At 35.0% G+C, this 24,776-nt stretch carries 22 protein-coding genes; 13 read left to right on the top strand and 9 right to left on the bottom strand.

The window, feature by feature from the left end; translation table 11 throughout:
• The coding region (locus H7U22_RS21970; protein ID WP_187073492.1) for a proline dehydrogenase family protein at positions 1-1,118 on the bottom strand (1,118 nt) is incomplete at its 3' end.
• A gap of 96 nt (positions 1,119-1,214) precedes the next feature.
• On the opposite strand from H7U22_RS21970, the gene H7U22_RS21965 reads away from it, so the two are divergent.
• The 9 genes from H7U22_RS21965 (at position 1,215) to H7U22_RS21925 (ending at position 11,061) form a co-directional block, all read left to right on the top strand.
• Positions 1,215-1,421, top strand: a complete 207-nt coding sequence (locus tag H7U22_RS21965) for an RNA-binding S4 domain-containing protein (RefSeq protein ID WP_187073491.1) — start codon at positions 1,215-1,217, stop codon at positions 1,419-1,421.
• Positions 1,421-2,479 (top strand): 3-dehydroquinate synthase, encoded by a 1,059-nt coding sequence (gene aroB / locus H7U22_RS21960; protein WP_187073490.1) that lies wholly within the window; start codon positions 1,421-1,423, stop codon positions 2,477-2,479. The genes H7U22_RS21965 and aroB overlap by 1 nt, the downstream gene beginning before the upstream one ends.
• Before the next feature lies 1 nt (position 2,480).
• Positions 2,481-3,437, top strand: coding sequence for a sterol desaturase family protein (locus H7U22_RS21955; RefSeq protein WP_187073489.1), 957 nt, complete (start codon positions 2,481-2,483; stop codon positions 3,435-3,437).
• A 1,230-nt stretch (positions 3,438-4,667) separates the two neighbouring features.
• Complete coding sequence (locus H7U22_RS21950) at positions 4,668-5,501, top strand: prephenate dehydratase (RefSeq protein ID WP_187073488.1); 834 nt, start codon at positions 4,668-4,670, stop codon at positions 5,499-5,501.
• Between the two features lie 117 nt (positions 5,502-5,618).
• Complete coding sequence (locus H7U22_RS21945; RefSeq protein ID WP_187073487.1) at positions 5,619-6,758, top strand: chorismate mutase; 1,140 nt, start codon at positions 5,619-5,621, stop codon at positions 6,756-6,758.
• A 211-nt stretch (positions 6,759-6,969) separates the two neighbouring features.
• Positions 6,970-8,262, top strand: a complete 1,293-nt coding sequence (gene aroA, locus H7U22_RS21940; RefSeq protein ID WP_187073486.1) for a 3-phosphoshikimate 1-carboxyvinyltransferase — start codon at positions 6,970-6,972, stop codon at positions 8,260-8,262.
• A 104-nt stretch (positions 8,263-8,366) separates the two neighbouring features.
• A complete protein-coding gene (aroC, locus tag H7U22_RS21935) occupies positions 8,367-9,467 on the top strand; it encodes a chorismate synthase (RefSeq protein WP_187073485.1) in 1,101 nt (366 codons plus the stop codon).
• 107 nt (positions 9,468-9,574) lie between these two features.
• On the top strand, positions 9,575-10,183 hold the full coding sequence (locus tag H7U22_RS21930) for a DUF1684 domain-containing protein (RefSeq protein ID WP_187073484.1): 609 nt from the start codon (positions 9,575-9,577) through the stop codon (positions 10,181-10,183).
• Between the two features lie 128 nt (positions 10,184-10,311).
• Positions 10,312-11,061 (top strand): LytR/AlgR family response regulator transcription factor, encoded by a 750-nt coding sequence (locus H7U22_RS21925; protein WP_187073483.1) that lies wholly within the window; start codon positions 10,312-10,314, stop codon positions 11,059-11,061.
• A gap of 21 nt (positions 11,062-11,082) precedes the next feature.
• Here the strand turns inward: H7U22_RS21925 and H7U22_RS21920 are convergent, their stop codons facing one another.
• Both H7U22_RS21920 and H7U22_RS21915 read right to left on the bottom strand, forming a co-directional pair.
• Complete coding sequence (locus H7U22_RS21920; RefSeq protein WP_187073482.1) at positions 11,083-13,287, bottom strand: tetratricopeptide repeat-containing sensor histidine kinase; 2,205 nt, start codon at positions 13,285-13,287, stop codon at positions 11,083-11,085.
• A 434-nt stretch (positions 13,288-13,721) separates the two neighbouring features.
• Complete coding sequence (locus H7U22_RS21915) at positions 13,722-16,142, bottom strand: alpha-ketoacid dehydrogenase subunit alpha/beta (RefSeq protein WP_187073481.1); 2,421 nt, start codon at positions 16,140-16,142, stop codon at positions 13,722-13,724.
• 186 nt (positions 16,143-16,328) lie between these two features.
• Here H7U22_RS21915 and H7U22_RS21910 point away from each other — a divergent pair, with 186 nt between their 5' ends.
• Together H7U22_RS21910 and H7U22_RS21905 are read left to right on the top strand one after the other, a co-directional pair.
• Positions 16,329-16,721 carry a DUF1573 domain-containing protein gene (locus tag H7U22_RS21910; protein WP_187073480.1) on the top strand — a complete coding sequence of 131 codons (393 nt, stop codon included), beginning with the start codon at positions 16,329-16,331 and terminating at the stop codon, positions 16,719-16,721.
• 62 nt (positions 16,722-16,783) lie between these two features.
• On the top strand, positions 16,784-17,983 hold the full coding sequence (locus H7U22_RS21905; RefSeq protein ID WP_187073479.1) for a pyridoxal phosphate-dependent aminotransferase: 1,200 nt from the start codon (positions 16,784-16,786) through the stop codon (positions 17,981-17,983).
• Between the two features lie 79 nt (positions 17,984-18,062).
• Here the strand turns inward: H7U22_RS21905 and H7U22_RS21900 are convergent, their stop codons facing one another.
• The 3 genes from H7U22_RS21900 to H7U22_RS21890 form a co-directional block, all read right to left on the bottom strand.
• Entirely contained in the window at positions 18,063-19,571 is a 1,509-nt protein-coding gene (locus H7U22_RS21900) for a M60 family metallopeptidase (protein WP_187073478.1), read from the bottom strand.
• A 288-nt stretch (positions 19,572-19,859) separates the two neighbouring features.
• On the bottom strand, positions 19,860-20,246 hold the full coding sequence (locus H7U22_RS21895) for a hypothetical protein (protein WP_187073477.1): 387 nt from the start codon (positions 20,244-20,246) through the stop codon (positions 19,860-19,862).
• Positions 20,247-20,339: 93 nt separating this feature from the next.
• Positions 20,340-20,924 (bottom strand): Crp/Fnr family transcriptional regulator, encoded by a 585-nt coding sequence (locus tag H7U22_RS21890; RefSeq protein ID WP_187073476.1) that lies wholly within the window; start codon positions 20,922-20,924, stop codon positions 20,340-20,342.
• A 461-nt stretch (positions 20,925-21,385) separates the two neighbouring features.
• Here H7U22_RS21890 and H7U22_RS21885 point away from each other — a divergent pair, with 461 nt between their 5' ends.
• Positions 21,386-21,661, top strand: a complete 276-nt coding sequence (locus H7U22_RS21885; RefSeq protein ID WP_317173022.1) for a helix-turn-helix domain-containing protein — start codon at positions 21,386-21,388, stop codon at positions 21,659-21,661.
• Between the two features lie 410 nt (positions 21,662-22,071).
• Here the strand turns inward: H7U22_RS21885 and H7U22_RS21880 are convergent, their stop codons facing one another.
• Positions 22,072-22,347 carry a hypothetical protein gene (locus H7U22_RS21880; protein ID WP_187073475.1) on the bottom strand — a complete coding sequence of 92 codons (276 nt, stop codon included), beginning with the start codon at positions 22,345-22,347 and terminating at the stop codon, positions 22,072-22,074.
• Positions 22,348-22,817: 470 nt separating this feature from the next.
• Between H7U22_RS21880 and H7U22_RS21875 the strand changes: the two genes are divergently transcribed.
• The gene (locus tag H7U22_RS21875) at positions 22,818-23,420 is read left to right on the top strand and encodes a hypothetical protein (RefSeq protein ID WP_187073474.1); all 603 of its coding nucleotides are present in this window, start codon (positions 22,818-22,820) and stop codon (positions 23,418-23,420) included.
• A 254-nt stretch (positions 23,421-23,674) separates the two neighbouring features.
• Here H7U22_RS21875 and H7U22_RS21870 read toward each other — a convergent pair whose 3' ends face one another.
• Entirely contained in the window at positions 23,675-24,043 is a 369-nt protein-coding gene (locus H7U22_RS21870; RefSeq protein ID WP_187073473.1) for a response regulator transcription factor, read from the bottom strand.
• Between the two features lie 154 nt (positions 24,044-24,197).
• Positions 24,198-24,572, bottom strand: a complete 375-nt coding sequence (locus H7U22_RS21865; protein ID WP_187073472.1) for a response regulator — start codon at positions 24,570-24,572, stop codon at positions 24,198-24,200.
• Between the last annotated feature and the right edge of the window lie 204 nt (positions 24,573-24,776).

The raw sequence follows: 24,776 nt of genomic DNA, 5'->3' as shown, positions 1-24,776 counted from the left end.
GAAGTATTTTCTTGTGCTCTGCGGAACAAATATGGCATAACAGCTTTTATCGGGCCATAAGGAACATATTTGGCTACATTGTAATTTGAATCTGCAAGGTTAAAGCTCAAGTTATCGCTCATTCCTAAAAGTTGGGCAAAGTAAATATGCGGATGATTATGGGCTATTTTTTTCTCATCTAAAAGATAAGTTAACAAGCGACTACTATCTTCGTTATGCGTACCGGCAACAATGGCAATTTCTTCAATATGATCTACACAATAACGCAAAGATTCATTATAATCTTGATCAGATGATTCTTTATCTTTCTGAATTGGAGATGGATAGCCCATTTCTAATGCTCTTTTGCGCTCCTTTTCCATGTATGCTCCGCGAACCATTTTCACACCTAGAATAAATCCATCGGCTTTTGCAATTAAATGATCGGCTTTCATATCGGCCAATTTATCATGGCGATACATTTGGTAGGTATTGTAAACGATAATGCCTTCGCGATTAAACTTGCGCATCATATCTAAAGCCAATTCATCAATGGTATTTTGAATCCACGTTTCTTCGGCATCAATCATAATCGGTACTTTTTTATCAAAAGCAGTACCGCAAATCATTTCGCAACGAAGTTTAACCTTTTCAAATTCTGCTTTTTCTTGCTCTGATAAGCTTTCTTTAGCATCTAATTTTTGTAATAAAGCAAATCGGCCAATTCCAGTAATTTTAAAAACGGTAATGGGAATTTTTGCATCTCCGTCGGCTCTTAAAATTGTTCGGATAATTTCTTCGCACGTTTCATCAAATACTTTTTCTTCTTCTTCCCCTTCAACCGAGTAATCCAAAATAGTTCCAACGCCACCCTTAGCCAATTGATCTACGGCTTTATCGCACTCTGCGATGGTTTCCCCTCCACAAAATTGCTGAAAGATAGTCGCCTTTATTGCGCCCTGAATCGGTAAGCCAATATTCAAAAAGAAATTTGTAATTGCTGGCCCAACTTTAGTTAAAAAATTACTGCCAATCATTTTAAAAAGCCAAAAAGCTTTTTTCAGTTCAGCATTGGTTTTTTGGCGGAAAGCAACTTCTGTATTATCAAAGTTGGGTTGTTTATTGGGGGATAAATCCATTTATAAAATGTTTAATAAGTCAGACGGATGCAAAATTATAAAAACCATCCATTGTTAAAACCAAAAAGCTGTAAATAATTGTATTTTTGCAACAAAATGATACAATTCAAATTAGAGGGCGAATTTATTCCATTAATCCAGCTGTTAAAAGCAACCGGATTGGTTGGTAGTGGTGGCGATGCCCAAACCGCCGTAGAAGATGGAACGGTGAAATGTAATGGCGAAGTTGAATTTCGTAAACGCTATAAAGTTAGAGTTGGCGACATTATAACTTTCGGACAAGATAAAATTGAAGTAATTTAATGGAAACTTTAACCAGCGCAGGCCACAGCCTATATTTTGAAAGTGGATTAGCAGATTTAAAAGTACTTTTGGAAAGCAATAAGTACAGCAAGATATTTGTACTTGCCGATGAACACACCAGCGAAATTTGCTTGCCTGTTTTTCAAGCTTTATTAGATGATTTTTCTGAATTTGATTTGATTGAAACTTCCGCAGGCGAAGAAAACAAAAACATAGATTTTTGCATTGGCATTTGGAAAACCCTTTTGGATTTCGAAGCAGATCGCAAAAGCTTAATGATCAATCTTGGCGGTGGTGTAATTACCGATATGGGTGGTTTTATCGCATCGACATATAAACGTGGAATCGATTTTATTAATGTGCCTACTACCCTTTTATCTCAGGTAGATGCTTCTGTTGGTGGCAAAACCGGAATTGATATCGATAATGTTAAAAACATGGTGGGTACGTTTACTTTACCGCAGATGGTTTTTATTGAAACTAAATTTCTAGAAACTTTACCTAAACGCGAACTTTTATCAGGCTTTGCCGAAATGATAAAACACGGTTTAATTTATGATAAAGCTTACTATGAAAAACTAAAAACTACTGATTATTTAACACCATCAGCAGAAGATATCTATCGCTCGGTTGAAATTAAAAACGAGGTAGTAACGATTGATCCTCATGAGAAAAATCTACGGAAGATTTTAAATTTCGGTCATACCATTGGCCATGCGGTAGAAAGTTATTCTTTAGCGAACGATAAAAAACCGTTAACCCATGGGGAAGCAATTGCCATTGGTTTTGTTTGCGAAGCAGCGTTATCCATCAAGAACTGTAATTTAACAAAAGAGGAATTGAAAGATCTTAGCGAATATATTTTATCGTTATATCCCAAATACAAGATTAAAAAAGAAAGCTTTGATACGCTTTTAGAGTTGATGCAAAGTGATAAAAAGAATGAGGATGGCAACATTCTATTCTCACTTTTAGAAAACATTGGTAAGTGCACGTTTAACTGCCGTGTAAGTACTGCAGATATTTTGAGCAGTTTAGATTATTATAACAGTTTATAAAATGAAGTACACCGGAAGTGATATTTCTGTAGGCGCATTATTTGGCTTTGTAATCGTTTTAACGTTGGTTGAAATGTATTTCAGCTATGCGCACGACAGAAAATTATATACCAAACGCGACACTTGGACCAATATTTACTTAATGGTTTCGGCAATTGTAATTAACCTTGGCATGAAAACGGCGACATTCTTTTTGTTAGAATATTGCTATCAATTCCGGTTGTTTCAAATCTCTAATATCTGGATTTACTGGACAGTTTTAATTCTTGCACAAGATTTTCTGTATTGGTTTCTGCATACCGTTGGGCACTATGTTCGCTTTTTTTGGGCAATGCATGTTACGCATCACTCATCAGAGCATTTCAATTTAACTACAGGATTTCGTTCAACCGTTTTCGAGCCATTGTACCGCGTGTTTTTCTATTTGCCCTTGGCATTTATGGGTTTCACGGCGATGGATATCTTGTTTGCCTATCTTGTAACTCAAATTTACGGCAACTTGGTACACACGCAATACAACATTAAGTTCCCTAAATGGTATGAGTATGTTTTTGTAACACCATCGCACCACCGTGTTCATCATGCCAGTAACGTGCGTTATTTAGATAAAAACATGGGCATGGTATTAATCCTTTGGGATAGATGGTTTGGCACTTTTCAGGCAGAATTACCAGAAGACGTAATTAAATATGGCTTAACTACCCAGCCAAAAGATACAGGCCCAGTGAATATCATTTTTCATGAATTCATCGCATTAAAAGCTGATGTTAAAAAAGCACCAACTTTTATGGATAAGGTAAAATATATACTAAATCCTCCGGGATGGAGCCACGATGGAAGCACCAAAATCGCAAAAATTATGCAACAGGAATTGCATGACGCTGAAGAGAAAGAAAAACAATACAATAAGGTAAAAGATATAAATGGGCAACAACAAACGTTAAGCTCAACAGGATAATATTTGGATATCGTAGGAAAGAAAATTATAAATAGTGTCTGTATTTTACAGGCCATTTTTTGTTTAGAGGATTTTGGAAATTGTTGGTTCTGCGCTATTGGTTAATGCAGTCCTGCTATTCACTACAATCTTTAAAACTTCTGTAATGCTGTGGCACTAAGATCTGCATAGCATTAATATCTAAGAAAATATTAATTAATAATCTGTTTTGTTTCATCAAAGGTAGATTCGTTTTGCCTCAGAATGATAGCATATTCAGGGCAGCTACAATTTTAAAAGTATTTCCATTGCTATCTGGTTTAAAAGCTTAAAACTGCTCATGAAATAAATTACAAATAGAACTCAAAATATATTTTTGTATTTTTGGGTATAGTCTATTTGCTATGAAAACATTAACCATTCATGTAAAGGATAATGACACTCAATTTCTTTTAGAGACTTAAAAGAATTGATGCAAAAGTTATCCAAAGTTCTAAAAAGCAAGAATTGCTTAATGGAATCAAACAAGGTATAAAAGAAGCAAAGGATATTAAAGATGGATACATTTCACCTTTATCTTTAAGCGATATATGACAGAGGAATAAAAATTATTTATTCCTCTATTTTCATCAAAAAAGCAAAACATTTAAAAAAGAAACATTTATCACTAGTTAACGATTTAACTCAATTAGAATTAATGCTTACCTACAAACTGAAAACACGATCACAATGATTTACATTTATGATAAATCTGAGGATGTGACTATTTCAAAGAAAGACATTCAAGATATAATTGATGGCCTATAATATTGGCAAATTTTATATTGCACTTAAATTCTAAATTTGATAATTGCCGAATTAAAGAGTTAAAGTAGTCTGTAATGAATAGTAAAAGTTTAACTAAAATAACTATTTACTGCTTTATGCGTTTCATTCCGTTGCTTTCAAGCAACGATGAATAGCGATTACGAGCCCCATTTTTAGTATTTCATACTCATCTTGAAAACAGCCCAAACTAAACAAAATTAAATTTTATTAAAAATAATTTCATTTTCCTATTGACAAATTAAATTTTGTTATTACATTTGGCTCAACAAAAAAGAAATGCAAAATAAAAACACATATTATAGCTTTGGTTACTTTTACTATTTTAGTAAGAGCCGGGGCTAATATGCAATAAGATATATAACAATATTAAAATGTATAAAAAAGTCCCGGCAAACAGCCGGGACTTTTTTGTTTTACACAAAAATGGAAACGACAAAACGAGTAGCTATTCAAGGTATCAAAGCATCTTTTCACGAAGAAGCTGCTTACAAATTCTTCGGTAAGGACATTGAAGCTGTTGAATGTAATTCTTTTAAAGAAACCTGCGATAAGCTAGAAAAAAACGAAGCTGATTTTGTAGTTATGGCGATTGAAAATTCTATTGCTGGGAGCTTATTACCAAACTACACCCTCATTCGCGATTACGGTTTCTCTGTTGTTGGAGAGGTTTATTTACCTATTCAACTGCACTTAATGGCCTTGCCTGGTGTAAAGTTCGAGGATATCAAAATTGTAACCTCACACCCTATCGCTATTCGTCAATGCATCGATTTCTTTTACGATTATCCGCACATTAAAATCGTAGAAAGTAACGATACAGCAGCTTGTGCAAAACGCATCCAAGAAGAAAAACTGACAGATACAATGGCCATCGCAAACAGTTTAGCTGCAGAACTTTACGGCTTAAACATTTTAGAACGTCGTGTAGAATCAAATAAGAAAAACTATACTCGTTTCCTGATCCTTAAAAAAGATAAGACAGATGAAGGAAAGAAAATAAATAAAGCTTCAATATGTTTTCAAGTTGGCCACAAAGCAGGCTCTCTGGCAACTGTATTAAATATCTTTGCAGAACAGGAAGTTAGCTTAACCAAAATTCAATCTATGCCCGTTTTAGGAAAAAGAAATGAATATTATTTCTATGTCGATTTGGAATGGCCAAGTACAGAAAAATACGATAAAGCCGTAAGAAAAGCTTTAAAATACACTTCGAATTTTAACATCCTCGGAGAATATCAAAAGAACGATAAAGTCTAAAGGAAATAAAGGTTATGCGTTTAAATTGTACAAATTGGTTAATTGTGCAATGAATCATTAACCAATTAAACAAATAACCGATTAAACAGAATAATAAAATACTACAACTCCATAAACATGAAACTTAATTTAAACATCCAACCTTTAAACACTTGGTTAAACATTAACAATGAGCCATTAATCATTTCTGGCCCATGCAGTGCAGAAACTGAAGAACAATTATTAACTACCGCTCATTTATTAGCGGCAACAGGCAAAGTATCTGTTTTAAGAGCAGGAATCTGGAAACCACGTACCCGCCCGGGAGAATTTGAAGGAATCGGAAGCATTGGTTTAGAATGGTTAAAACGTGCAAAAGCAGAAACTGGTTTACCAACTGCAGTTGAAGTTGCAAATGCAAAACACGTTGAAGAAGCTTTGGCAGCTGGTGTTGATATCCTTTGGATTGGTGCTCGTTCTACAGTAAATCCTTTCACTGTTCAAGAAATTGCTGATGCTTTAAAAGGTGTTGATATCCCTGTATTGGTTAAGAATCCAGTAAATCCAGATTTACAACTTTGGATTGGCGCTTTAGAAAGAATCAATGGTGCTGGAATTACTAAATTAGGCGCAATTCACCGTGGATTTTCTTCTTACGAAAAAAGCTCTTTCCGTAACGAACCAATGTGGGAACTTGCGATTCAATTAAAAACATTATGTCCTGAATTGCCGATTATTAATGATCCAAGCCATATTTGCGGTAACCGTGAGCTAATTCCTTACATCTCTCAAAAAGCTTTAGATTTAGATATGCAAGGCTTAATGATCGAATCTCATGTTGATCCTTCGGTTGCATGGACGGATGCTAAACAACAAGTTACACCTGCGGCTTTATCAGAATTGGTTGATCGTTTAACCGTTCGTGAACCAGAATCTACTAACGAAGCTTTTGTTGATAAATTGGCTGATTTACGTTCTTCTATCGATAAAATTGATGATATTTTATTGCAGAAATTAGGTGAGCGTATGGCAATTGTAGAAAAAATTGGTGAGTTTAAACGCGATAACCAAGTAACTATTTTACAGGTTAACCGTTGGGATGCTATCATTAAAAAAGGACACGCTTTTGCAAAGGCTTTAAAATTAGATTTAAACTTTACGGAGAAATTCTTAGAATTAATGCACGGAGAATCTATCCGCAAACAAACAGAAATTATGAACGCAGGTAAAGTTGCTCAAGGCATCGCTGCAGAACAACATACTGAAGTAGCTAAATAAGGTTAAAGACTAAATCCTAAAGACCAAAGTGAAAATCAAAGTCTAAGGCATCACGTCATTGCGAGGCAGTGTTTAACCCGAACTTCAGGAAAGCAATCTAATTTGGTTGTTTAACACCTCACAATGATGATTTTTCAAATTAGCAAATACTAAGCTCCTAACTAAACCCTCCCTTCTGGGGAGGGTTGGGTGGGGCAAAAAACAGAATACAATGTCAAAAAACGCCTTAGTTTCTTTTAAAGGAAATAAGAACATTAACACGGAAATCCAATTGACAGGCTCGAAAAGCGAATGCAATAGAGCTTTGATTATTAGCGCTTTAAGTAAAAATTTAGTCAAAGTAGAAAATCTTTCTAATGCGGCTGATACGGTTACCCTAAATGGGATCTTAAATAAATTAGGGGTCTGGAGCGATGAATCTGGCGAAAGTTCTGAGCCTCAAACACAAGATTCTACGTTGGTGGATGTTGGCCCTGCAGGAACAGCGATGCGTTTCTTATCTGCGTATTTATCTGCCAAAAACGGTAATTTTTTGTTAACAGGAACAGAAAGAATGAAACAACGCCCGATTGGAATTTTAGCAGAAGCTCTAAAAACCATTGGCGCAGATATCACTTACGCAGAAAACGAAGGCTTCCCTCCTTTAACAATTAATGGTCCTTTAAATCAAAAAACATCCCTTGTAAAAATTAAAGGCGATGTGAGCAGTCAATATATTTCAGCATTGCTGATGATCGCTCCTACACTTCCACAAGGATTAACTTTAGAAATTGAAGGAGAATTAACTTCGAAGCCTTATGTGGATATGACTTTGGAGATGCTTACAGAAGTTGGAATTCAACATTCTTGGAATGGAAACTTAATTTCTATCGCACCACAATCATTCCAATCTGGAACATTGGTTGTAGAACCTGATTGGAGTGCGGCTTCTTATTGGTATAGCATCGCTGCATTAGCCGAAGAAGCAGAAATTAGTTTACCGGCTTTAAAAGATAAAAGCCTTCAGGGCGATAGTCAGATTCAAAAAATCATGAAGATTTTTGGAATTGCAACAAGCAAAACTGAAACAGGAATTTCCTTAGAAAAATCAAAAGCCCCTTTAGGGGCTGGGGGTGTATTGGACTTAAAAACTTGTCCTGATTTAGCTCAAACTATAATTGTTATCGCTGCAGCACTAGGTAAAAATATGGCTTTTACTGGTTTGGAAACCTTAAAAATTAAGGAAACTGATCGCATTGCGGCTTTACAAAATGAACTGGCCAAAATTGGCGTAACCTTAACTGAAGACGATTTGGTTTACACGCTTAATACGGATGAGCTTCATTTTCCAGATAAAATTACCATTGCAACCTACGAAGACCACCGCATGGCTATGGCTTTTGCTCCACTTGCACTCTTAATAAACGAAGTCGAAATTGAAGAAATGCAGGTTGTAGAAAAATCTTATCCTTATTTTTGGGAAGATTTGAAAAAAGCGGGGTTCTCTGTTGAGGAACAAAGATAAAAGAGCAAAGAATAAAGATTAAAAAAAATAAAAGTAAACTAGACTTTATGTTTTTAAATGGACTATCCCATTCTAAAATCTAAATTCAAAAATCTAAAATACAAATGGCAGGTAACTCATTCGGACAACTATTTCGCATAACCACCTTTGGCGAATCTCATGGCGTTGCCATTGGGGTAATTATTGATGGCTGTCCGGCGCAATTGGATATCGATTTGGATTTTATCCAGTCAGAATTGGATAAGCGCAAACCAGGTCAATCTAAGATTACAACCCAAAGAAAAGAAAGTGATACAGTTCAAATTTTATCAGGCGTTTTCGAGGGGAAAAGTACTGGAACACCGATTGCGCTTTTGATTCCGAATGAAGATCAACGATCAAAAGATTATGGACATAATGTTGATGTTTACCGTCCAAGCCATGCAGATTACGTTTATGATGCAAAATATGGCATTCGCGATCATCGTGGCGGAGGTCGTTCTTCGGCTCGTGAAACTGCAGCACGTGTGGCTGCCGGAGCAATCGCAAAATTACTTTTAAAACAACAAGAAATTGAGATTTTTGCTCATGTAACTTCTGTTGGAAAAATTGATGCCCCAAATCTGGAAAGCAACGATTTATCTGCCTTACTTCAAATTAGGGAAGAAAACATTGTTCGTTGTGCCGATCCAGCGACCGCTCACGAGATGATTGAGTTTATAGATTCAGTTCGGAAAGATGGTGATACCGTTGGCGGAAAAATTTCTTGTATTGTAAAAGGTTGCCCAGCAGGTTTAGGCGAACCGGTTTTCGATAAATTACATGCCGATTTAGGTAAAGCAATGCTGAGCATAAATGCCGTTCATGGTTTCGAATATGGCTCAGGCTTCGCTGGAAGTGAACTATTAGGTTCGCAACACAATGACCGCCCCATCCCAAACCCTTCCCCAGATGGGAAAGGCTTCATTACGACCACCAATTTTGCTGGCGGAATTTTAGGTGGCATTTCGAATGGAATGGACATTACATTTAAGGTGGCTTTTAAGCCAGTTGCTACAATTATGCACAACCAGCAAACCATTAATGCTGCTGGCGAATCTGCAGAAATTAAAGGAAAAGGTCGCCACGATCCTTGTGTAGTTCCAAGAGCGGTGGTTATTGTGGAAGCAATGGCCGCATTGGTTTTAGCAGATCAGTTTTTAAGAAATAAGGTAAGTATATTATAGATATAAACCGTCATTGCGAGGTACGAAGCAATCTCATTCGCTAATTAGATTGCTTCGTACCTCGCAATGACGGCAATTCTTAAATAGAATACAGTTAAATAAATACCATGAAAATCCTCCCTATCCTATTTCTTTTCTTTAGCCTAAATTCATTTGCTCAATCTTATTCGGAGCAAATTGCAAAACATCGCGAAAGCTACAAACAAGATTTTGTTAAGGATAATTATGCGCCGTTAAAAGAAAAAGACCTGGATAATCTGCATTTTTATGATGCAGATAGCAATTATAAAGTTGAAGCTACTGTAGAAATTTTAAAAAACGAGAAGGTATTCAAGATGCCTACTTATGATGGAACGAGTAAAGAATTTTACAGATATGCTAAAATTAGCTTCAATTTGAATGGTGAATCAACAAAAATGACTTTGTACAAAAGCAATGCGCTAGCCAATAATCCAGCCTATAAAAATTTACTCTTCTTACCTTTTACAGACCAAACCAACAATAAAGAAACTTATGGCGGAGGCAGATACATCGATTTAAACGTAAACGATATTAAAAAAAAAGCCATAGAAATAGATTTTAACAAAGCCTACAACCCTTACTGCGCTTATAGCGATGGATACAGATGTCCAGTTCCGCCAGAAGAAAACGACCTTCAAATAGAAATAAAAGCAGGAGAAAAACTTTATTCAGGAGAAAAAAAACATAAAAAATAGACCAATTACTATTAAATTGTGTCAATTATTGTTTACAAAAAGGTTAAAAATACCTTTTTTAGTTAAAGTTTAAACCGTTATCTTTAATTTCCGTATTATTATTATTGCTTTTAAAAATCAGTCCCTAAATGATATATAGTTGTTTAATCGTAGATGACAACGAGATAGAGAGAGATGCAATTGAAATGCACCTTAAAAAAATCTCGTCGCTACAAATTGTTGCTGTTTGTACCAATGGTATAGAAGCGGCAGAATTTTTAAATAAAAACGATGTTGATATCGTCTTTTCTGATATTGATATGCCCGAACTTTCTGGAATGTCTTTATTAAAAACGTTAAAAAAGCACCCCCAATTTATATTTATTTCTTCTCATAGCCACTACGCGGCAGAAAGTTTTGATCTAGATGCTATCGATTTTATTGTAAAACCCGCAACTTTTGAAAGATTATTAAAGGCTACAAACAAAGCGATTGAATATATCGATTTAAAAAATTTAGTTGGGAAAGAAACGAATGAAGAGCTTACTCAAGCCAATACAGATGATTTTTTCTTCTTTAGAGAAACTAAAGGTATAAGCAAATTAAAATATCACGATGTGATTTACATTGAAAGCATGGGCGATTTTTCAAAAATCTACACCGGCGATGATAAACATGTGGTATTGGTAAGCCTTAAAAATCTTGAGAAACAATTGCCATCGCACACGTTTAGAAGGGTGCATAAACAATATATCATCAATATTAATCACATCACTACTTTAACCAACCACGAAGTTCATTTAGATTTTGACTTTACAGTACCAATAAGTGCATCAAACAGGCAGGAATTGCTGGAGAAATCAATCGATAAGAAAACACTTTCCAGGTTTATAAAATAGCCTGTTTACGAATTGTTTTATCTATCCTTTATTTTGCTTTAGTGAAATTACAAACTGGCTCCCTGATTTATAATCTGCATTAACGCTAATCTCACCATCCATTAAGCTGATAAAAGTTCTACACAACAATAACCCTAAACCAGTTCCTTTTTCTTTATTTGTGCCGAGCGTACTCACCCCAGAACCGAGATAACCCGGCTTATTAAAATGACTGATCTGTGCAGGCGACATACCAACTCCAGTATCAGAAACGTTAATGTGTAATTCATCATTCACGGTTACAGCATTTATAGTAACAGAACCTTCATTCGGGGTAAATTTAATTGCATTACTAATCAGATTTCTCAAAACCAGCGAAAGCATGTTCGAATCAGCCTTGCAAAAAGTACCTTCTTCAATATGATTATTAACGCTTATATTTTTTTGTAGGGCATGTTGTTTAAGCGTATTAATAACTTCTGTTGTTGTTTCTTGAACGTTTAATTCTTCTAAGTAAGGGTTAAAACCTTGCATTTGGCTAGCGGCCCAATTGAGCAGGTTTTCCATCATTGTAGAAGTATAGGTTAGGTTATTTTTAAGCGAAGCGGCATAACGATTTAATTTATCCTGCTCTATATTTCCCTCCTCCAACATTTGTATAAATGAGATGAGCGAATTAACTGGCGTACGCATATCATGGCTTACCACACTGAAAATACGATCCTTAACCCTGCTCAATTGCTCCAATTCACGTTTTTGCTTATTAATGATTTTATTAAGTCGTGTGGTTTTTCTCTGATTAAAAAATATAATTACGGCCGTTAGCAAAACCAAAGTGATACCAACAGTTAGAAAAATTTTAACTTTCCAATCAAATTTAATCTGTTGTTCTTGAGTACTTATTTTTTTATTCGATATTATAGATTGAAGCTGAGCACTTATTGAATCACTCTTTTGGAGTTTTTTAGCATTTTCCAATTCGTGCTTTTTAGTGAGGTAATTTATCCTCTGCAAATCATTATCCCGATCGCTAATGGCAAGCTCTTGCTTACGAAGCTTTAATTGTTGTTGTTGTTGTTTTGCCAATAAAAACTGGCGTTGAAGCTCACCATCGGTAATTTTTTGTCGGAAAAGATAGTCTCTTTCTTTTACGCCAAAATCAATCCTCATCTGCTGACGAGTAATTTCCTTTTCCTTTTCTTGATTAAAAATCTGATCTTTAATTTCTACATATTGTTTATAATAAGCTAAAGATCGATCAAAATCACCCAATTCTTCATAAGCCTCGCTCAAAGCGTAGGCAGAATTCTTTTGATTATCAAAAAATTTATTTTCTTCTGCTACTTTAATACTATTGGCTAAGAGAACAACTGCATTATCGTAATCTTTTTGCTTTTTATAAAAATCGCCTAAAGCATAAAGACTCTCCGAATAATTAATTTTATTATCAGCCGTTTTACTAATTTGAATTGCTTTTTGATAGGACTTTAAAGCCAGATTTTTATCGCCCATTTCCGCATAAACATCACCAATAGATTTAATAGATTCCGCTACAATTCCATCATCTTCAATTAACTCGGCACCTTTTAAAGACTTATTAAAATAATCCAATGCAATAGTGAGTCGTTGGTTCGGTGGAATTTCCATTTTGGCTTGCTCCTCTTTAGAAGCACCGAAATAAGCCAAACCCATACTCAGGTGAACAACAGCCGTACCTCTACTTTTTTCTCCTTCCTTTAAATATACCTTAAGCGCTTTTTTTAGGTAATCTAACGCTTTTGCCTGTTGATGAAGATCTTGATAAACCTCAGCGATATTAGTAAAGCAGTCGGCTACGTTGCCTTCATCACCATATTTCTGATAAAGATCTAGAGCCTTTTGGTTCATTTCCAGGGATTTTGCGTAATCTGGAATTTCCATGTAAAGCGCACCTAAACTCAAATAACAACCCGCAACTTGATTAAGATTTTTCCAAGCTGTTGCTTCTTTTATTGCGTTAAAATAATTTTCTTCAGCCTTTTGATATTTGTTAAAACCATGGTTAAACAATCCTCTACGGTAATAAGCATTAAACGAATATCTTCGAAGATTAAGTTTCTGAGCCAATTGAATCGTTTCATCAACATATTCGTCCACCTTCTCAAAATTTCGCATCTTCATATACTGACGGTACACTTTGGTTAAGAGAATGAGTTTTGTAGAATCTGATTTTGTATTGTTCTGATTAAGAATTAATAAATTATCCAAATCCCTTTGTTGTTCCTGAGTTTGCGAAAAACAATATGGAATGGCAAAAAACATCAAACATAAAAATATAAAAAACCTTATATGATTAGGTTTTTCAATCATTCTAGCATGATCTAAAGCGCAATATTTCAATAGGTTAAACACAGAAACTGCATTAACTTATAAATATGAACTGAAAGTTTTGCGTAGGTAGAGATACCTTTCTCCTTTTAGGATGTTTGTAGAGCATAATGGGACAGAATTTTAGGGATACTTTTATAAAAGTAATATAAAATTGTCATTACTACCTAACAACAATATTACATTTTTTAAATAAAATTGATCCATTCCACAATTATGAAAGAAATAAATTACCGCTTACGATGAATTGGATCATAACTTCAAAGTCTTATTGATATTTAGAATCCTGATTTAGAAAGCCTTATTTGAAATTTTTAAAAGATACTTGGGTATTTTGATGGATTTGCATCATGCATCATTTTGTATATGGTCTCAATCACATCATCAACTGAAGGTTTGCTAAAATAATCTCCATCCGAACCAAAAGGTGGGCGGTGCGCTTTTGCGGTTAATGTTTGTGGTTGACCATCAAGCAAGAAATATCCTTTTTGTTTCTCTAAAATTTCTTGCAGAATATAAGCTGAAGCACCTCCTGGCACATCTTCATCAACCACTAAGAGTTTGTTGGTTTTGGCCAGAGAAGTTGCACAAACGTTTGTGTTATCAAATGGCAGGAGTGTTTGAGGATCGATAATTTCTACAGAAATCCCCATAGTTGCCAATTCTTCGGCTGCTTCCTGAATAATTCTTAATGTAGAGCCGTATGAAACTACAGTAATATCCATTCCTTCTTCCAAAACTTCAGCTTTACCCAAAGGAACCGTAAAATCACCGACATTTTTAGGCAACTTTTCTTTTAACCTATAACCATTTAAACATTCGATAACTACGGCAGGTTCATCGGCTCTGAAAAGCGTATTGTACATTCCCGCTGCCTGCGTCATATTGCGTGGAACACATAAATGCAAACCTCTTAACGAGCCCAAAAGCATGCTTATTGGAGAACCTGAATGCCAAACACCTTCTAAGCGGTGTCCTCTTGTGCGCACTATAACTGGTGCTTTTTGAATCCCTTTGGTACGATAAGAAAGTGAAGCTAGATCATCACTAAGTACATTTAAAGCAAAAATTAAATAATCTAGATATTGAATTTCAGCAATTGGTTTTAAGCCTCGCATGGCTAAACCTATTCCCTGACCCATGATCGTCATTTCGCGAATACCTGTATCGGTAACCCTCAATTCCCCAAATTTCGCCTGTAAACCGGCAAATCCCTGGTTTACATCCCCAATATTCCCCAAATCTTCCCCAAATGCCACAAGTCGTTGATCTCTGGCGAAATTTTCGTTGAAACAGGCGTTTAAAACTTCCCGTCCATCAACCATTTTCGATAAATCGTCATATTCCGCATCAACAACAGGAATATTATTCGGACTTTCTTTTCCTTCAGTATGTAACTTAGAATTATACCTTTCTTTATTTAGATCAGTTTGTTCTTTATACCAAGTTAAAAACTCATCGCGTTCTGCCGAACTAAATTTTGCAGATAAACGAATGGCTTTACGAGCTGCTGTAAAAACTTCTCTTCGTTGCGCATCTGCTGTAGAAGCTAAACCAGAGCTGATTTTAGCGAGTTCTGGCTGATGTTTTGCCAAATTATTTATAAAATCGATAACTTGTTTTTGTTCTGGTTTAATGCTATCCAAAAACTCATTCCAAGCTTCTTTCTGAGCATTTCTAACAAAAATCTTTGCGTTTTTTTCTACTTCTGCAATTTCTTCTTCGGTAACAATAGCCGATTCCAACATCCACTCCCGCATTTTTAAAATACAATCGTGTTCTGCTTCCCAAGTTAAGCGATCTTTAGATTTGTAACGCTCATGAGAACCCGAAGTGGAATGCCCTTGAGGCTGCGTAAGCTCTGTAACGTGAATTAAAACAGGTACATGCTCCTCTCTACAAACATTAATTGCGTTTTCATAAACCTCGCACAAAGCAGGATAGTCCCAACCTTTAACTTTATATATTTCGTATCCTAAATTTTCAGAATCGCGTTGAAAGCCTTTTAAAACCTCAGAAATATCTTCTTTAGTGGTCTGATATTTTGCAGGAACTGAAATTCCGTAAGCATCATCCCAGATAGAAATCGCCATTGGAATTTGCAAAACGCCGGCAGCATTTATGGCCTCAAAAAATACACCTTCTGATGTTGATGCATTCCCTATGGTTCCAAAAGCCACTTCATTGCCATTTACAGAGAAGTTTTTTAGGTAATCTAATTCTTTATTATTTCTAAAAAGCTTCGATGCATAGGCTAAACCAACTAAACGAGCCATTTGTCCCCCTGTTGGAGATATATCTGATGAGCAGTTTTTAATTTGCGTTAAATCGTTCCAGCTCCCATCTTCGTTTACAGATTTTGTTGCAAAATGGCAATTCATTTGTCTCCCACCAGAAAATGGATCGGCACCCTCAGCAGGATTTGCATACAATTGTGCAAAAAATTCTTTGATGGTGGAGATGCCTGTTGCAAAGGCAAAAGTTTGATCACGATAGTACCCAGAACGCCAGTCGCCATTTTTAAAAGCCTTAGCCATAGCCACTTGCGGAACTTCTTTACCATCGCCAAAAATGCCAAACTTCGCCTTTCCCGTTAACACTTCTCTACGTCCTAAAACACTGGCTTGCCTACTCTCGAAGGCAATTTTGTAGTCGTTTATAACAATTGATTTAAAATCGTTAAAACTTAATTCAGAAGCATCAATAGAATTGGTGATCAGTTTTTCATTCTGCATCGTAATCAAATATTGGTTGTGGCAAATATATACAAAATTAAAAGTTTGCCTTTATCCTTGATTGTAAAATTATATATGGACTAATAAAATATAATTGGAATAGTTTTTGTTTTAATCTTAAAACATTAAATTTGTTTTATAAATTGTTTTATAAAATTTAAAAAAAATAACTTTCAAACACATAACATGAAAAAGATCTTAGTATTATTCGCTTTTGTATTGGGTTTCGGCATTGTTGCTAACGCACAAAGTAAACCTGCAGAATTTAAATTTGAAGCTGAAACACATGATTTCGGTAAAATTGTAATGGGCAAGCCTGTTACTTACGATTTTAAATACACTAACGTTGGCGAAGAGCCATTAATTATTACCAAAGCTGAAGGTAGCTGTGGATGTACTGTTCCTAAATATACAATCACACCATTGAAAAAAGGTGAAACTGGTGTTATTTCGGTAACGTTTAATGCAGCTGCTGGTCCATCTACATTTTCTAAAACAGTAACAGTTACTTCAAATGCTAAAACTCCAGTTAAAGTTCTTTATATCAAAGGCGAAACTGTTGCAGCAACATCAAAATAATTTTTTAATCGATAATATTTAAAAAGTCCCGATTTTCATCGGGACTTTTTTATTTTTGTGCCATGCCAAAAATTTCACAAAAAGGCTTGCAGATGCCTGCATCGCCAATCAGAAAGTTAACTCCATTTGCAGATCAAGCTAAACAGGACGGAAAAAAGGTTTTCCATTTAAATATCGGTCAGCCGGATATTGAAACACCTGAAGGAATGTTGAATGCAATTAAGAATATTGATTTCAACGTTTGGGCATATACGCCATCAGAAGGCACTTTGGCTTATCGTACAAAACTTACTGAATATTATAATAAGTTAGGCTATAACATTAAGCCCGAAAATATATTGGTTACCGTTGGTGGATCAGAAGCGATTACAATTGCCATGCAAACCTGTGTTAATGAAGGTGATGAAATTATTATTCCCGAACCTTTTTATGCAAATTATAATGGCTTTGCCTGCATGAGTAACGTTGTGGTGAAACCGATTCTATCTTACATAGAAAATGGCTTTGCATTACCTCCTATTGCTGAATTTGAGAAATTAATCACGGAGAAAACCAAAGCGATTATTATTTGTAACCCTAATAACCCAACAGGTTATTTATGCTCTAGAGAAGAATTAGAAGCTTTAAAATCGCTTTGTGTTAAATATGATCTTTTCTTGTTTTCGGATGAAGCTTATCGCGAATTCTGTTACGATGGTAGAGAATTTATTTCTCCGATGCACTTAGATGGTTTAGATGAAAACGTGGTAATTATGGATACAGTTTCAAAACGTTACAGTGCTTGTGGCGCTCGTTTAGGCTGTTTAATCACAAAAAACAAAGAAGTTATAGCTTCAGGATTAAAATTTGCTCAGGCAAGATTAAGCCCCGGTATGGTAGAACAAATTGCTGGAACCGCAGCGGTTGATACCCCTGATAGTTACTTCGAAAAAGTGAATACCGAATATACCTTGCGCAGAGATACTTTAGTTAGTCGGTTGAATAAAATTGAGGGGGTATTTTGTCCAAACCCAGGCGGGGCATTCTATGTGGTGGCTAAATTCCCTATTGATGATTCAGACAAATTTTGCCAATGGATTTTAGAAGACTTTAATTATAACAACCAAACCGTTATGATGGCGCCTGCTACTGGCTTTTATTCTACTCCAGGTTCTGGAAAGAACGAGGTTAGAATGGCTTATGTTCTAAATACCGATGATTTAAATACCGCAATGGATTGTTTGGAAGTAGCTTTACAACAATACCCAGGAAGAACAGTTTAAAATTATTACAACTTAAAACCAAAGGGAACGATCTGTGATCGTTCCCTTTTTTATTCAAATTAAAATGTAATCTCCCTCATTAATTTTGTGGTGGAAAGTTATAAGGCATCCACTGCGGATAAACCGACAATTCTTTATCTGTAGCCTCGCTGATGCTTACGCCCCATTTATTCCAAAAAGGCACCAAGTTTCTTTTTACAATATTGGAATACGTTTTAACCCACAAATCACGTTTTTGCTGGTCGTCTAATTTATCTATACTTGGACCAATTTTTTGGTAAGCTCTAAAAAATGCTTTAAAACTTTCCCACCCAAAGGCTTCCTGCATTTGGCGAAACATAATCAATCCCAAGAAAGGATCGTTTTGCCATTTTTCATAGCTTGGTCCATCTGCAAAGTACTTCTTCATCTGCTTTTGTGTATTCGCATTAGAAATTGCTCCATGTGCATTATCTCGTCCGCCAATTAACCGATCGAACATATATAAAGAGAAAAAATTATTGCTCACTTCGGTTGTACCGCCAAAAACCCAATTTAGATTTTGCATATTATGCCCAATTTCATGGAAAAATCCCCAATTCGCACCGCCACCACTTGGCTTCATTAATAAATTTGGATCAGCCATAATTTCGTTAGAGAGCATGTGCCGAGTGGGTGAATGATGAATCATGATTGGGTAACCGCTGTGCATGTAACCTCCGCCAATATGCTCATCAGGCACCAAACGCTGTGCTCTGTAAAACGGGACCGGCATCTGCGCCAATTCCATTTCTCCACCTACAATTAAATCCCACAGCTTCACTACCTCTTCTGGATTTTTAATCATTTGCAAAACACTATCGGGCAAAGTTAAAATTACATTCCCCGAAGCCAGTTCTCCCCACGGTGCTTTATTATTTTTAAGCTGTTCTTGCCAATCTGTAAGAGAGGTTTTTCCGAGGATGAAATTTGGAGAACTTATGGCATGACTGATTTTGAAATCTATTTTTCTACTTTCTGCTTTAGAACTTAGATCGATGTAAATTAAACCCCCAAATGGAGAGGTTAAGAAATTTTTACCCACCACCAATTTCTGTTTTTTGGTAATTATGGGCATTCTTCGCCAGTCTTCACCACCAGCAACCCAAGTATCTAAACGATCGCTATGCGCACCAATCTGTACTTCAAGCCCGTTAATGTTTGTACCTTTTGGTACTTCAATTTCAATAAATTCTCCAGCAACAGCATACAAACCATTACTATACATAGTTTCGCTCTCTATGCCCGAATAACCTAAAGTAGAAACAATGCCCACCAAGCTATCAGCCATTTTTTGATGCTCAATCGTTACATTTTCACTGATGAATTTATAACCAGCTTTGGCCTCTCCCGGAAAAACCGCTGATGAAGGCTGAGCTTTAATGTGTTTGTAATCGGTACTTTTTAAAATCTGATCACTCCATTTTGAAATCTGTTTCCTAAAAACGGTATCGTTCTTTGAGAGGGTTTGATTTGGGGTAATCAGAATAGTTGCTGGATCTTTTTTTGCAGTTTGCGCAAAGGTGGTTAATCCTGTTGCAATTAATGCGAGGGTAAATAATTGTTTCATTTGTGTGTTTGGTTATGGTTTTGAGATGTTGATTATGGATTAACTAATTCCATTTGTAAGTTACGCATGCTAAATAAAAGAACACTAGGCAGACTTTGCGCAAACGTTTGATTATGAGGTAACATTTAAGTGAGGTATTGAATTTAGCGATTAGTATTTGCTTTAGAACAATGGAAAATAACAAACCCCTCATAAATTAATATGAGGGGCTTGTTCGCTCAAGAAATCGTCCACTGTAATTTGGACTTTCGATATTAAGAAAGAATAAAAAAATTCTTCAATTTCATTTTAAGATGATTTTTCTTTTGCTAGGAAGAAATACAGAAAACCAATAGATAAAAGTATATGAATACTTAAGTTTGGTATCACGCCTGATGGCTTTGTTATTATCTTATCCATAAAAGCAATCAATTCAATTGTGAATAATCCAATTTGTATGATAAAGTTACTGAATAAAAATGCGCTCAGCATTTTAGAATTCTCCTCTTTACGTACAATAAATGCCATAACACCTAAAGCAATTAATAAAACGCCAACTTCCGATGTCCACACATAAGTTGCATTGTTGGGTAATGTTCCTTTGCTTTCTTGTAATGTTACCGGAAAAAATAGGGCGAAAATCCCAACAGAAATCGCAATAAATGATGCAATTGTTAAAAAATATTTTCTTTTCATTTGTCTGATTTGAGTAAGTGACAAATGTCTTTATAAAGGATTTAATACCTTCTTGATGTTTGCTAGGAAAAAAAATTATTTGCTTAACATACATCAAGAGGTTGAAACAAATATCTTTTTCCTAATTCGGCTTAAGTGTTCAGGGGTAATGTTTAAATATGAGGCAATTATTTTTAGAGAAACTCTTTGTATTACACTTGGTGTAGAAGTAAGTAAGTTCAAATATTTTTCTTCTGCATTATTTACATTAAAATTTAATCCCTTTTTTAAGGAAAATGCATAATTCTTTTCAACCATCATTCGCCCCAATCTTTCAAACGATTTGTATTTATCAAACATTTCATATAATGCAATTCTTGGAACAACTATAACCTCAGTCATTTCTAAAGCAATATAAGTCAGAATACTAGGTTCTTGCTGTATGAAACTATAATCATTATAAAAAACTGAGTTTTCAAAATAAAGATTGGTAACAATTTCCTTATCAAATTTATCATAAAAGCAATAGATTAATCCTTTGTTGATGAAAATTAAGTGGTTACAAATTTCCCCCTTATTCCATAGCACTTCATTTTTATGAAGCTTACGGCATGAAAAATATTGTTCAAAATTTCGCCATTCATCCTCTGAAATTGGGCTAACATTTTGCAGGGTAGTTTTAAAATTTTCGATGTCCATTATTTGGATTTTCAATTATACTGTAAATTACCAAACTTAGTATTACACATACGTGCTTTGACTAGACTTTAAACAACAACAACCGCCATAAATTAATATGACGGTTGTTTTTTGGTGGAGCCGAAGGGAGTCGAACCCCTCTAATTAACTAACTGTAATTCAATGTCTTAGATATATTTTTTGAAATTTTATTTCAAAAACTCACCTCTTTTATCTTTTGATTGCAAATCGTAATCATAAAGTTAAGTATAAATATTTACTTAATATTTTATTTCAAAAAATACTCCTGCGACGGGTAATGGTATACTCTTTCTTCCTCAATAAGCTTTCCTTACCGATTGCTTTACCGTTAAATATTAAAGCCACATTGAAATACAAATAAATCTTTGGTTATCCTGTACAGGATAACCAAAGGCAACCAATATTATCAACCAAATTGCATCATATTAGAAAATTAATAAATGATGAAGGTAACATTGATCACTGAAGAAGACCTGGAAATTTTCAAGGAAGACCTGTTAAAACAAATAGAGCAAATCATCACGGCATCGGCTCGGCCAAAAGAAAAATCAGACTGGTTGAGAAGTGCTGAGGTCAGAGAACTTCTGAATATTTCTCAGGGAACACTGCAAAATCTGAGAATCAATGGAACCATAGCCTATAGCATAGTTGGCAAAACAATTTATTATAAGCGCGGAAACATCATGGATTTATTAGAGAACGGTAGTCCAAAGTAATAGTGGTCCGAATAAAATAAGGTATGAAACTTTCATCACCAATAGACGATTTTTTGAAAAAGGCAGTAATGGACAATCGACTCTTTCCATCCCATATTTCACTTTTCATGGCGATATTCCATCACAGTAAAGATGATCCTAAAATAGAATTTCTCATTTGTAGAAAGAAACTCATGCAATATTCGAGGATCAAGTCTATAGCAACATATCATAAATGTCTATCAGATTTGGTTCAGGCAGGCTACATTGATTACAAGCCGTCGTACAATCCGTTAGGCAGCCTAATTAAATTTAGTATTTATCCGTCGCAGGCCTTATGAACTAGTTCATCTTATCACTACCTGCTAATGACATATCTATAGGATTTCAGGTGATAAAGGGTTGAATACAAAATTTTGTTTGTTCGAGAACTAAATATGGAATTCGATTACAAAAGCTTTAATTTTATGAGTGGAGAAAATCGGATTGAAAAATTCGCCTAACATTTCTCCATATATGCCTTTTTGATACTCTGATAAGGGTTTTACTATTCTCATTTTGCTATTTTTAGGGGTGTTTGGCAGACGTTTGTCAGACTTTTCACCACTGATTTCTAACTTAGAATTACAAAAAACAAGCTTCCTTGCAAGGAAAACGGTTTTTATCTTTATTGAAAAGATCGGTTTTATATTGGAAATGGCCTGCATCTACAGTTATCGGGGATTCGGTTATATCCGGCCTGTCGGTTACCATCTCTCTAAGCTATGCCCGGGGGTACAGGGTGAAAAAGGTTATAGGACCTAGCTGCCTTTTCCTGAGCATTAAGCGCTAGACTGAACAGCACAACAAAGACTGTTAAGAATCTTTTTTTCATCTGGTTTATTTTTTATGCCTAAAACAAGAAAATCCGGACAAAGTTTTAAACACACGTGATGGAGCTAAAGGAAAAAACGTCGATACTCAGCAGGGAGATTTTTAGGCCGGCCTAATAGCAAGGTTTCTCTGGTAACCACGTGTTCGCGGTAAGCCTTGTGTTTTATTTCATAAAACAGATCGTTTCATCATTCTTCTAACTTTACTGCAACGACCCTCGTTCCATACGCATGCTGGTACGCATATAATAAGTTAGATTTAAGTTGGGTTTGTGGATTTTCTTATATCTTGTCATCAATTGCTTATGAAAGTATTTATAATCTTTATCGCGCTGGTCAATTTTTCATTGGCTGTTCCTTCTACTCTATTATCTCATAAACCCGACAATTACCTAGCAGTTACTTCTGATGACTCCGATTTTGCAAAAATTATATCAAATGAGATATTTGAGTACTGGGAATGCGTTTATAACCCAACTATGCTCGAACCAATTAAAGCGAAAAGGTACGTGGTTTCCACAAGTGGAAATTTGAAGTATGCAAGACTTGCAAAGCGGATTTCTAGTAGATCAGGCTTTTTTGTTTCATGTGGCCCAGCATTTTGCTCATACTACATCGTAGCGATTAGAAAAGATAAATCAGTATGTCTAATAAATACTAAATCTGCATTCAGGTCGTTTGTTGGAAAAATCGACAATATTGAGGAAGCCAAGTTAACTTTGAGAAACAACGGATTCAATGTTAATCCAAGTCTTCAATATCAAAGTTCATATGCACGGATAGGTGATAACTACATGTTTAAAATATATAATTACGGTTTGCAAAATTGTTTTTCCATGCAACCAGGAATTAAACCCTTAATGGTAAACGTCAAGGTAATTGCAAATGGAGATTGTTTCAAACTATGAAGTATTTTTAACGAAAATTTTAATTTACTTAGTGCTATGCAATTACAAGTCCTCTCACATTTTCTCAGTTCGCAGGCGGTTAATAGAAATTAAATTTAAACAGTATTGGACTCTACTATTTTCTGTCCAGTTGAAGTAGACCGTCGTTCCATATTTATACCTTTACACCTTATATGTTTTAGGGACGTAGTGGATTTAATAAAAAAAGGGATAAAACTTTCATTCTATCCCTCTTCTTGCTTGTAGGTATTTCGTTAGATAATCTTCTTTTGACAAAGATCTTCAACAACGCCAACTAGGTAATCAACATCAAAAGGCTTACTAACTATTCTATCCTGTCCACAATCTATAGTTTCATCATCAACTATACCTGCCGAAAGCAAAATAATTGGAATGTGCTTGGTTGGTTCAAAATTCTTTAGGTACTTACATATAACTAAACCATCATCCAAACCCAAACTAATATCTAGTAATATAATATCGGGTTTGAAGTCAAAGATTTTTGATTCAAGATTATCAGCATCATATGCTGGTAATATCTCAAAAGAACTTTCTTCAAATACAAATGAAAAAACATCCTGAAGGTCACTGTCATCATCAATTATTAGTAGTCTTTTTTTCATTCGAGAATTAATTTAATACAAATTAATCCAATTGAAAAAAATATTTTATAATTTATTTTAATTTCAAGTATTTATACTCAAACAAAAAAAGGGGTGCAATATCCATTGCATCCCCTTATCTAAATTAACGCTCTCGAACGTCTAAATTCTTAACTTATTCAATTTCTAGCTTACTTAATAGTGTATCTACAGCTAAAATTACATTCTTTACATTGAATGGCTTTCCAATAATTGCATCAGCTTCACATTCAATCTTTGCAATCTGGCTATGTGATATTCCGGTAATTAAAATTATGGGCATCTGTTTAAAATTAGCATCTGATTTCAGTTCATTGCATAACAATCTCCCATCTGCATTACCAAGGTCAATGTCCATAACCAATAAATCCGGCTGAAAATCTTTCAGGGAATCTTTAAGCTTGTTAGCATCATAAATTCCTTCTACTGTGTAATTTTCAGATTCCAACATGATTTTCAAAATGTCCAAATTTGATTGGTCGTCCTCCAACACCAATATTTTTTCTAGCATTTATGTAATGTACCTATAATTAAGTTATAAATGCTTTATATTAAAATAGTTGAGAAATATAAACCATTAATTCTTAAATATCTTTATCAATCAACCCCTATTCATTCAACTTTCCTATAAGTGGTTTTGTACCGACCCCTTATTAATTGGACAAATATGTTGAATTAGTTGTGTAATAATAGTCATTATTTGGGTCTATTTTTT

Origin of the sequence: Pedobacter fastidiosus (assembly GCF_014306625.1) — a bacterium.
Classification (GTDB): Bacteria; Bacteroidota; Bacteroidia; order Sphingobacteriales; family Sphingobacteriaceae; genus Pedobacter; species Pedobacter fastidiosus.
This window is presented reverse-complemented; position numbering and strand designations above follow the sequence as displayed.

What these genes read in the sequence shown, in the direction of transcription:
- H7U22_RS21965 (WP_187073491.1), top strand. Translation starts at nt 1,215, where the DNA reads ATGATACAATTCAAATTAGAGGGCGAATTTATTCCATTAATCCAGCTG.
- aroB (WP_187073490.1), top strand. Translation starts at nt 1,421, where the DNA reads ATGGAAACTTTAACCAGCGCAGGCCACAGCCTATATTTTGAAAGTGGA.
- H7U22_RS21955 (WP_187073489.1), top strand. Translation starts at nt 2,481, where the DNA reads ATGAAGTACACCGGAAGTGATATTTCTGTAGGCGCATTATTTGGCTTT.
- H7U22_RS21950 (WP_187073488.1), top strand. Translation starts at nt 4,668, where the DNA reads ATGGAAACGACAAAACGAGTAGCTATTCAAGGTATCAAAGCATCTTTT.
- H7U22_RS21945 (WP_187073487.1), top strand. Translation starts at nt 5,619, where the DNA reads ATGAAACTTAATTTAAACATCCAACCTTTAAACACTTGGTTAAACATT.
- aroA (WP_187073486.1), top strand. Translation starts at nt 6,970, where the DNA reads ATGTCAAAAAACGCCTTAGTTTCTTTTAAAGGAAATAAGAACATTAAC.
- aroC (WP_187073485.1), top strand. Translation starts at nt 8,367, where the DNA reads ATGGCAGGTAACTCATTCGGACAACTATTTCGCATAACCACCTTTGGC.
- H7U22_RS21930 (WP_187073484.1), top strand. Translation starts at nt 9,575, where the DNA reads ATGAAAATCCTCCCTATCCTATTTCTTTTCTTTAGCCTAAATTCATTT.
- H7U22_RS21925 (WP_187073483.1), top strand. Translation starts at nt 10,312, where the DNA reads ATGATATATAGTTGTTTAATCGTAGATGACAACGAGATAGAGAGAGAT.
- H7U22_RS21915 (WP_187073481.1), bottom strand. Translation starts at nt 16,142, where the DNA reads ATGCAGAATGAAAAACTGATCACCAATTCTATTGATGCTTCTGAATTA.
- H7U22_RS21910 (WP_187073480.1), top strand. Translation starts at nt 16,329, where the DNA reads ATGAAAAAGATCTTAGTATTATTCGCTTTTGTATTGGGTTTCGGCATT.
- H7U22_RS21905 (WP_187073479.1), top strand. Translation starts at nt 16,784, where the DNA reads ATGCCAAAAATTTCACAAAAAGGCTTGCAGATGCCTGCATCGCCAATC.
- H7U22_RS21900 (WP_187073478.1), bottom strand. Translation starts at nt 19,571, where the DNA reads ATGAAACAATTATTTACCCTCGCATTAATTGCAACAGGATTAACCACC.
- H7U22_RS21895 (WP_187073477.1), bottom strand. Translation starts at nt 20,246, where the DNA reads ATGAAAAGAAAATATTTTTTAACAATTGCATCATTTATTGCGATTTCT.
- H7U22_RS21890 (WP_187073476.1), bottom strand. Translation starts at nt 20,924, where the DNA reads ATGGACATCGAAAATTTTAAAACTACCCTGCAAAATGTTAGCCCAATT.
- H7U22_RS21885 (WP_317173022.1), top strand. Translation starts at nt 21,386, where the DNA reads ATGATGAAGGTAACATTGATCACTGAAGAAGACCTGGAAATTTTCAAG.
- H7U22_RS21880 (WP_187073475.1), bottom strand. Translation starts at nt 22,347, where the DNA reads ATGCAGGCCATTTCCAATATAAAACCGATCTTTTCAATAAAGATAAAA.
- H7U22_RS21875 (WP_187073474.1), top strand. Translation starts at nt 22,818, where the DNA reads ATGAAAGTATTTATAATCTTTATCGCGCTGGTCAATTTTTCATTGGCT.
- H7U22_RS21870 (WP_187073473.1), bottom strand. Translation starts at nt 24,043, where the DNA reads ATGAAAAAAAGACTACTAATAATTGATGATGACAGTGACCTTCAGGAT.
- H7U22_RS21865 (WP_187073472.1), bottom strand. Translation starts at nt 24,572, where the DNA reads ATGCTAGAAAAAATATTGGTGTTGGAGGACGACCAATCAAATTTGGAC.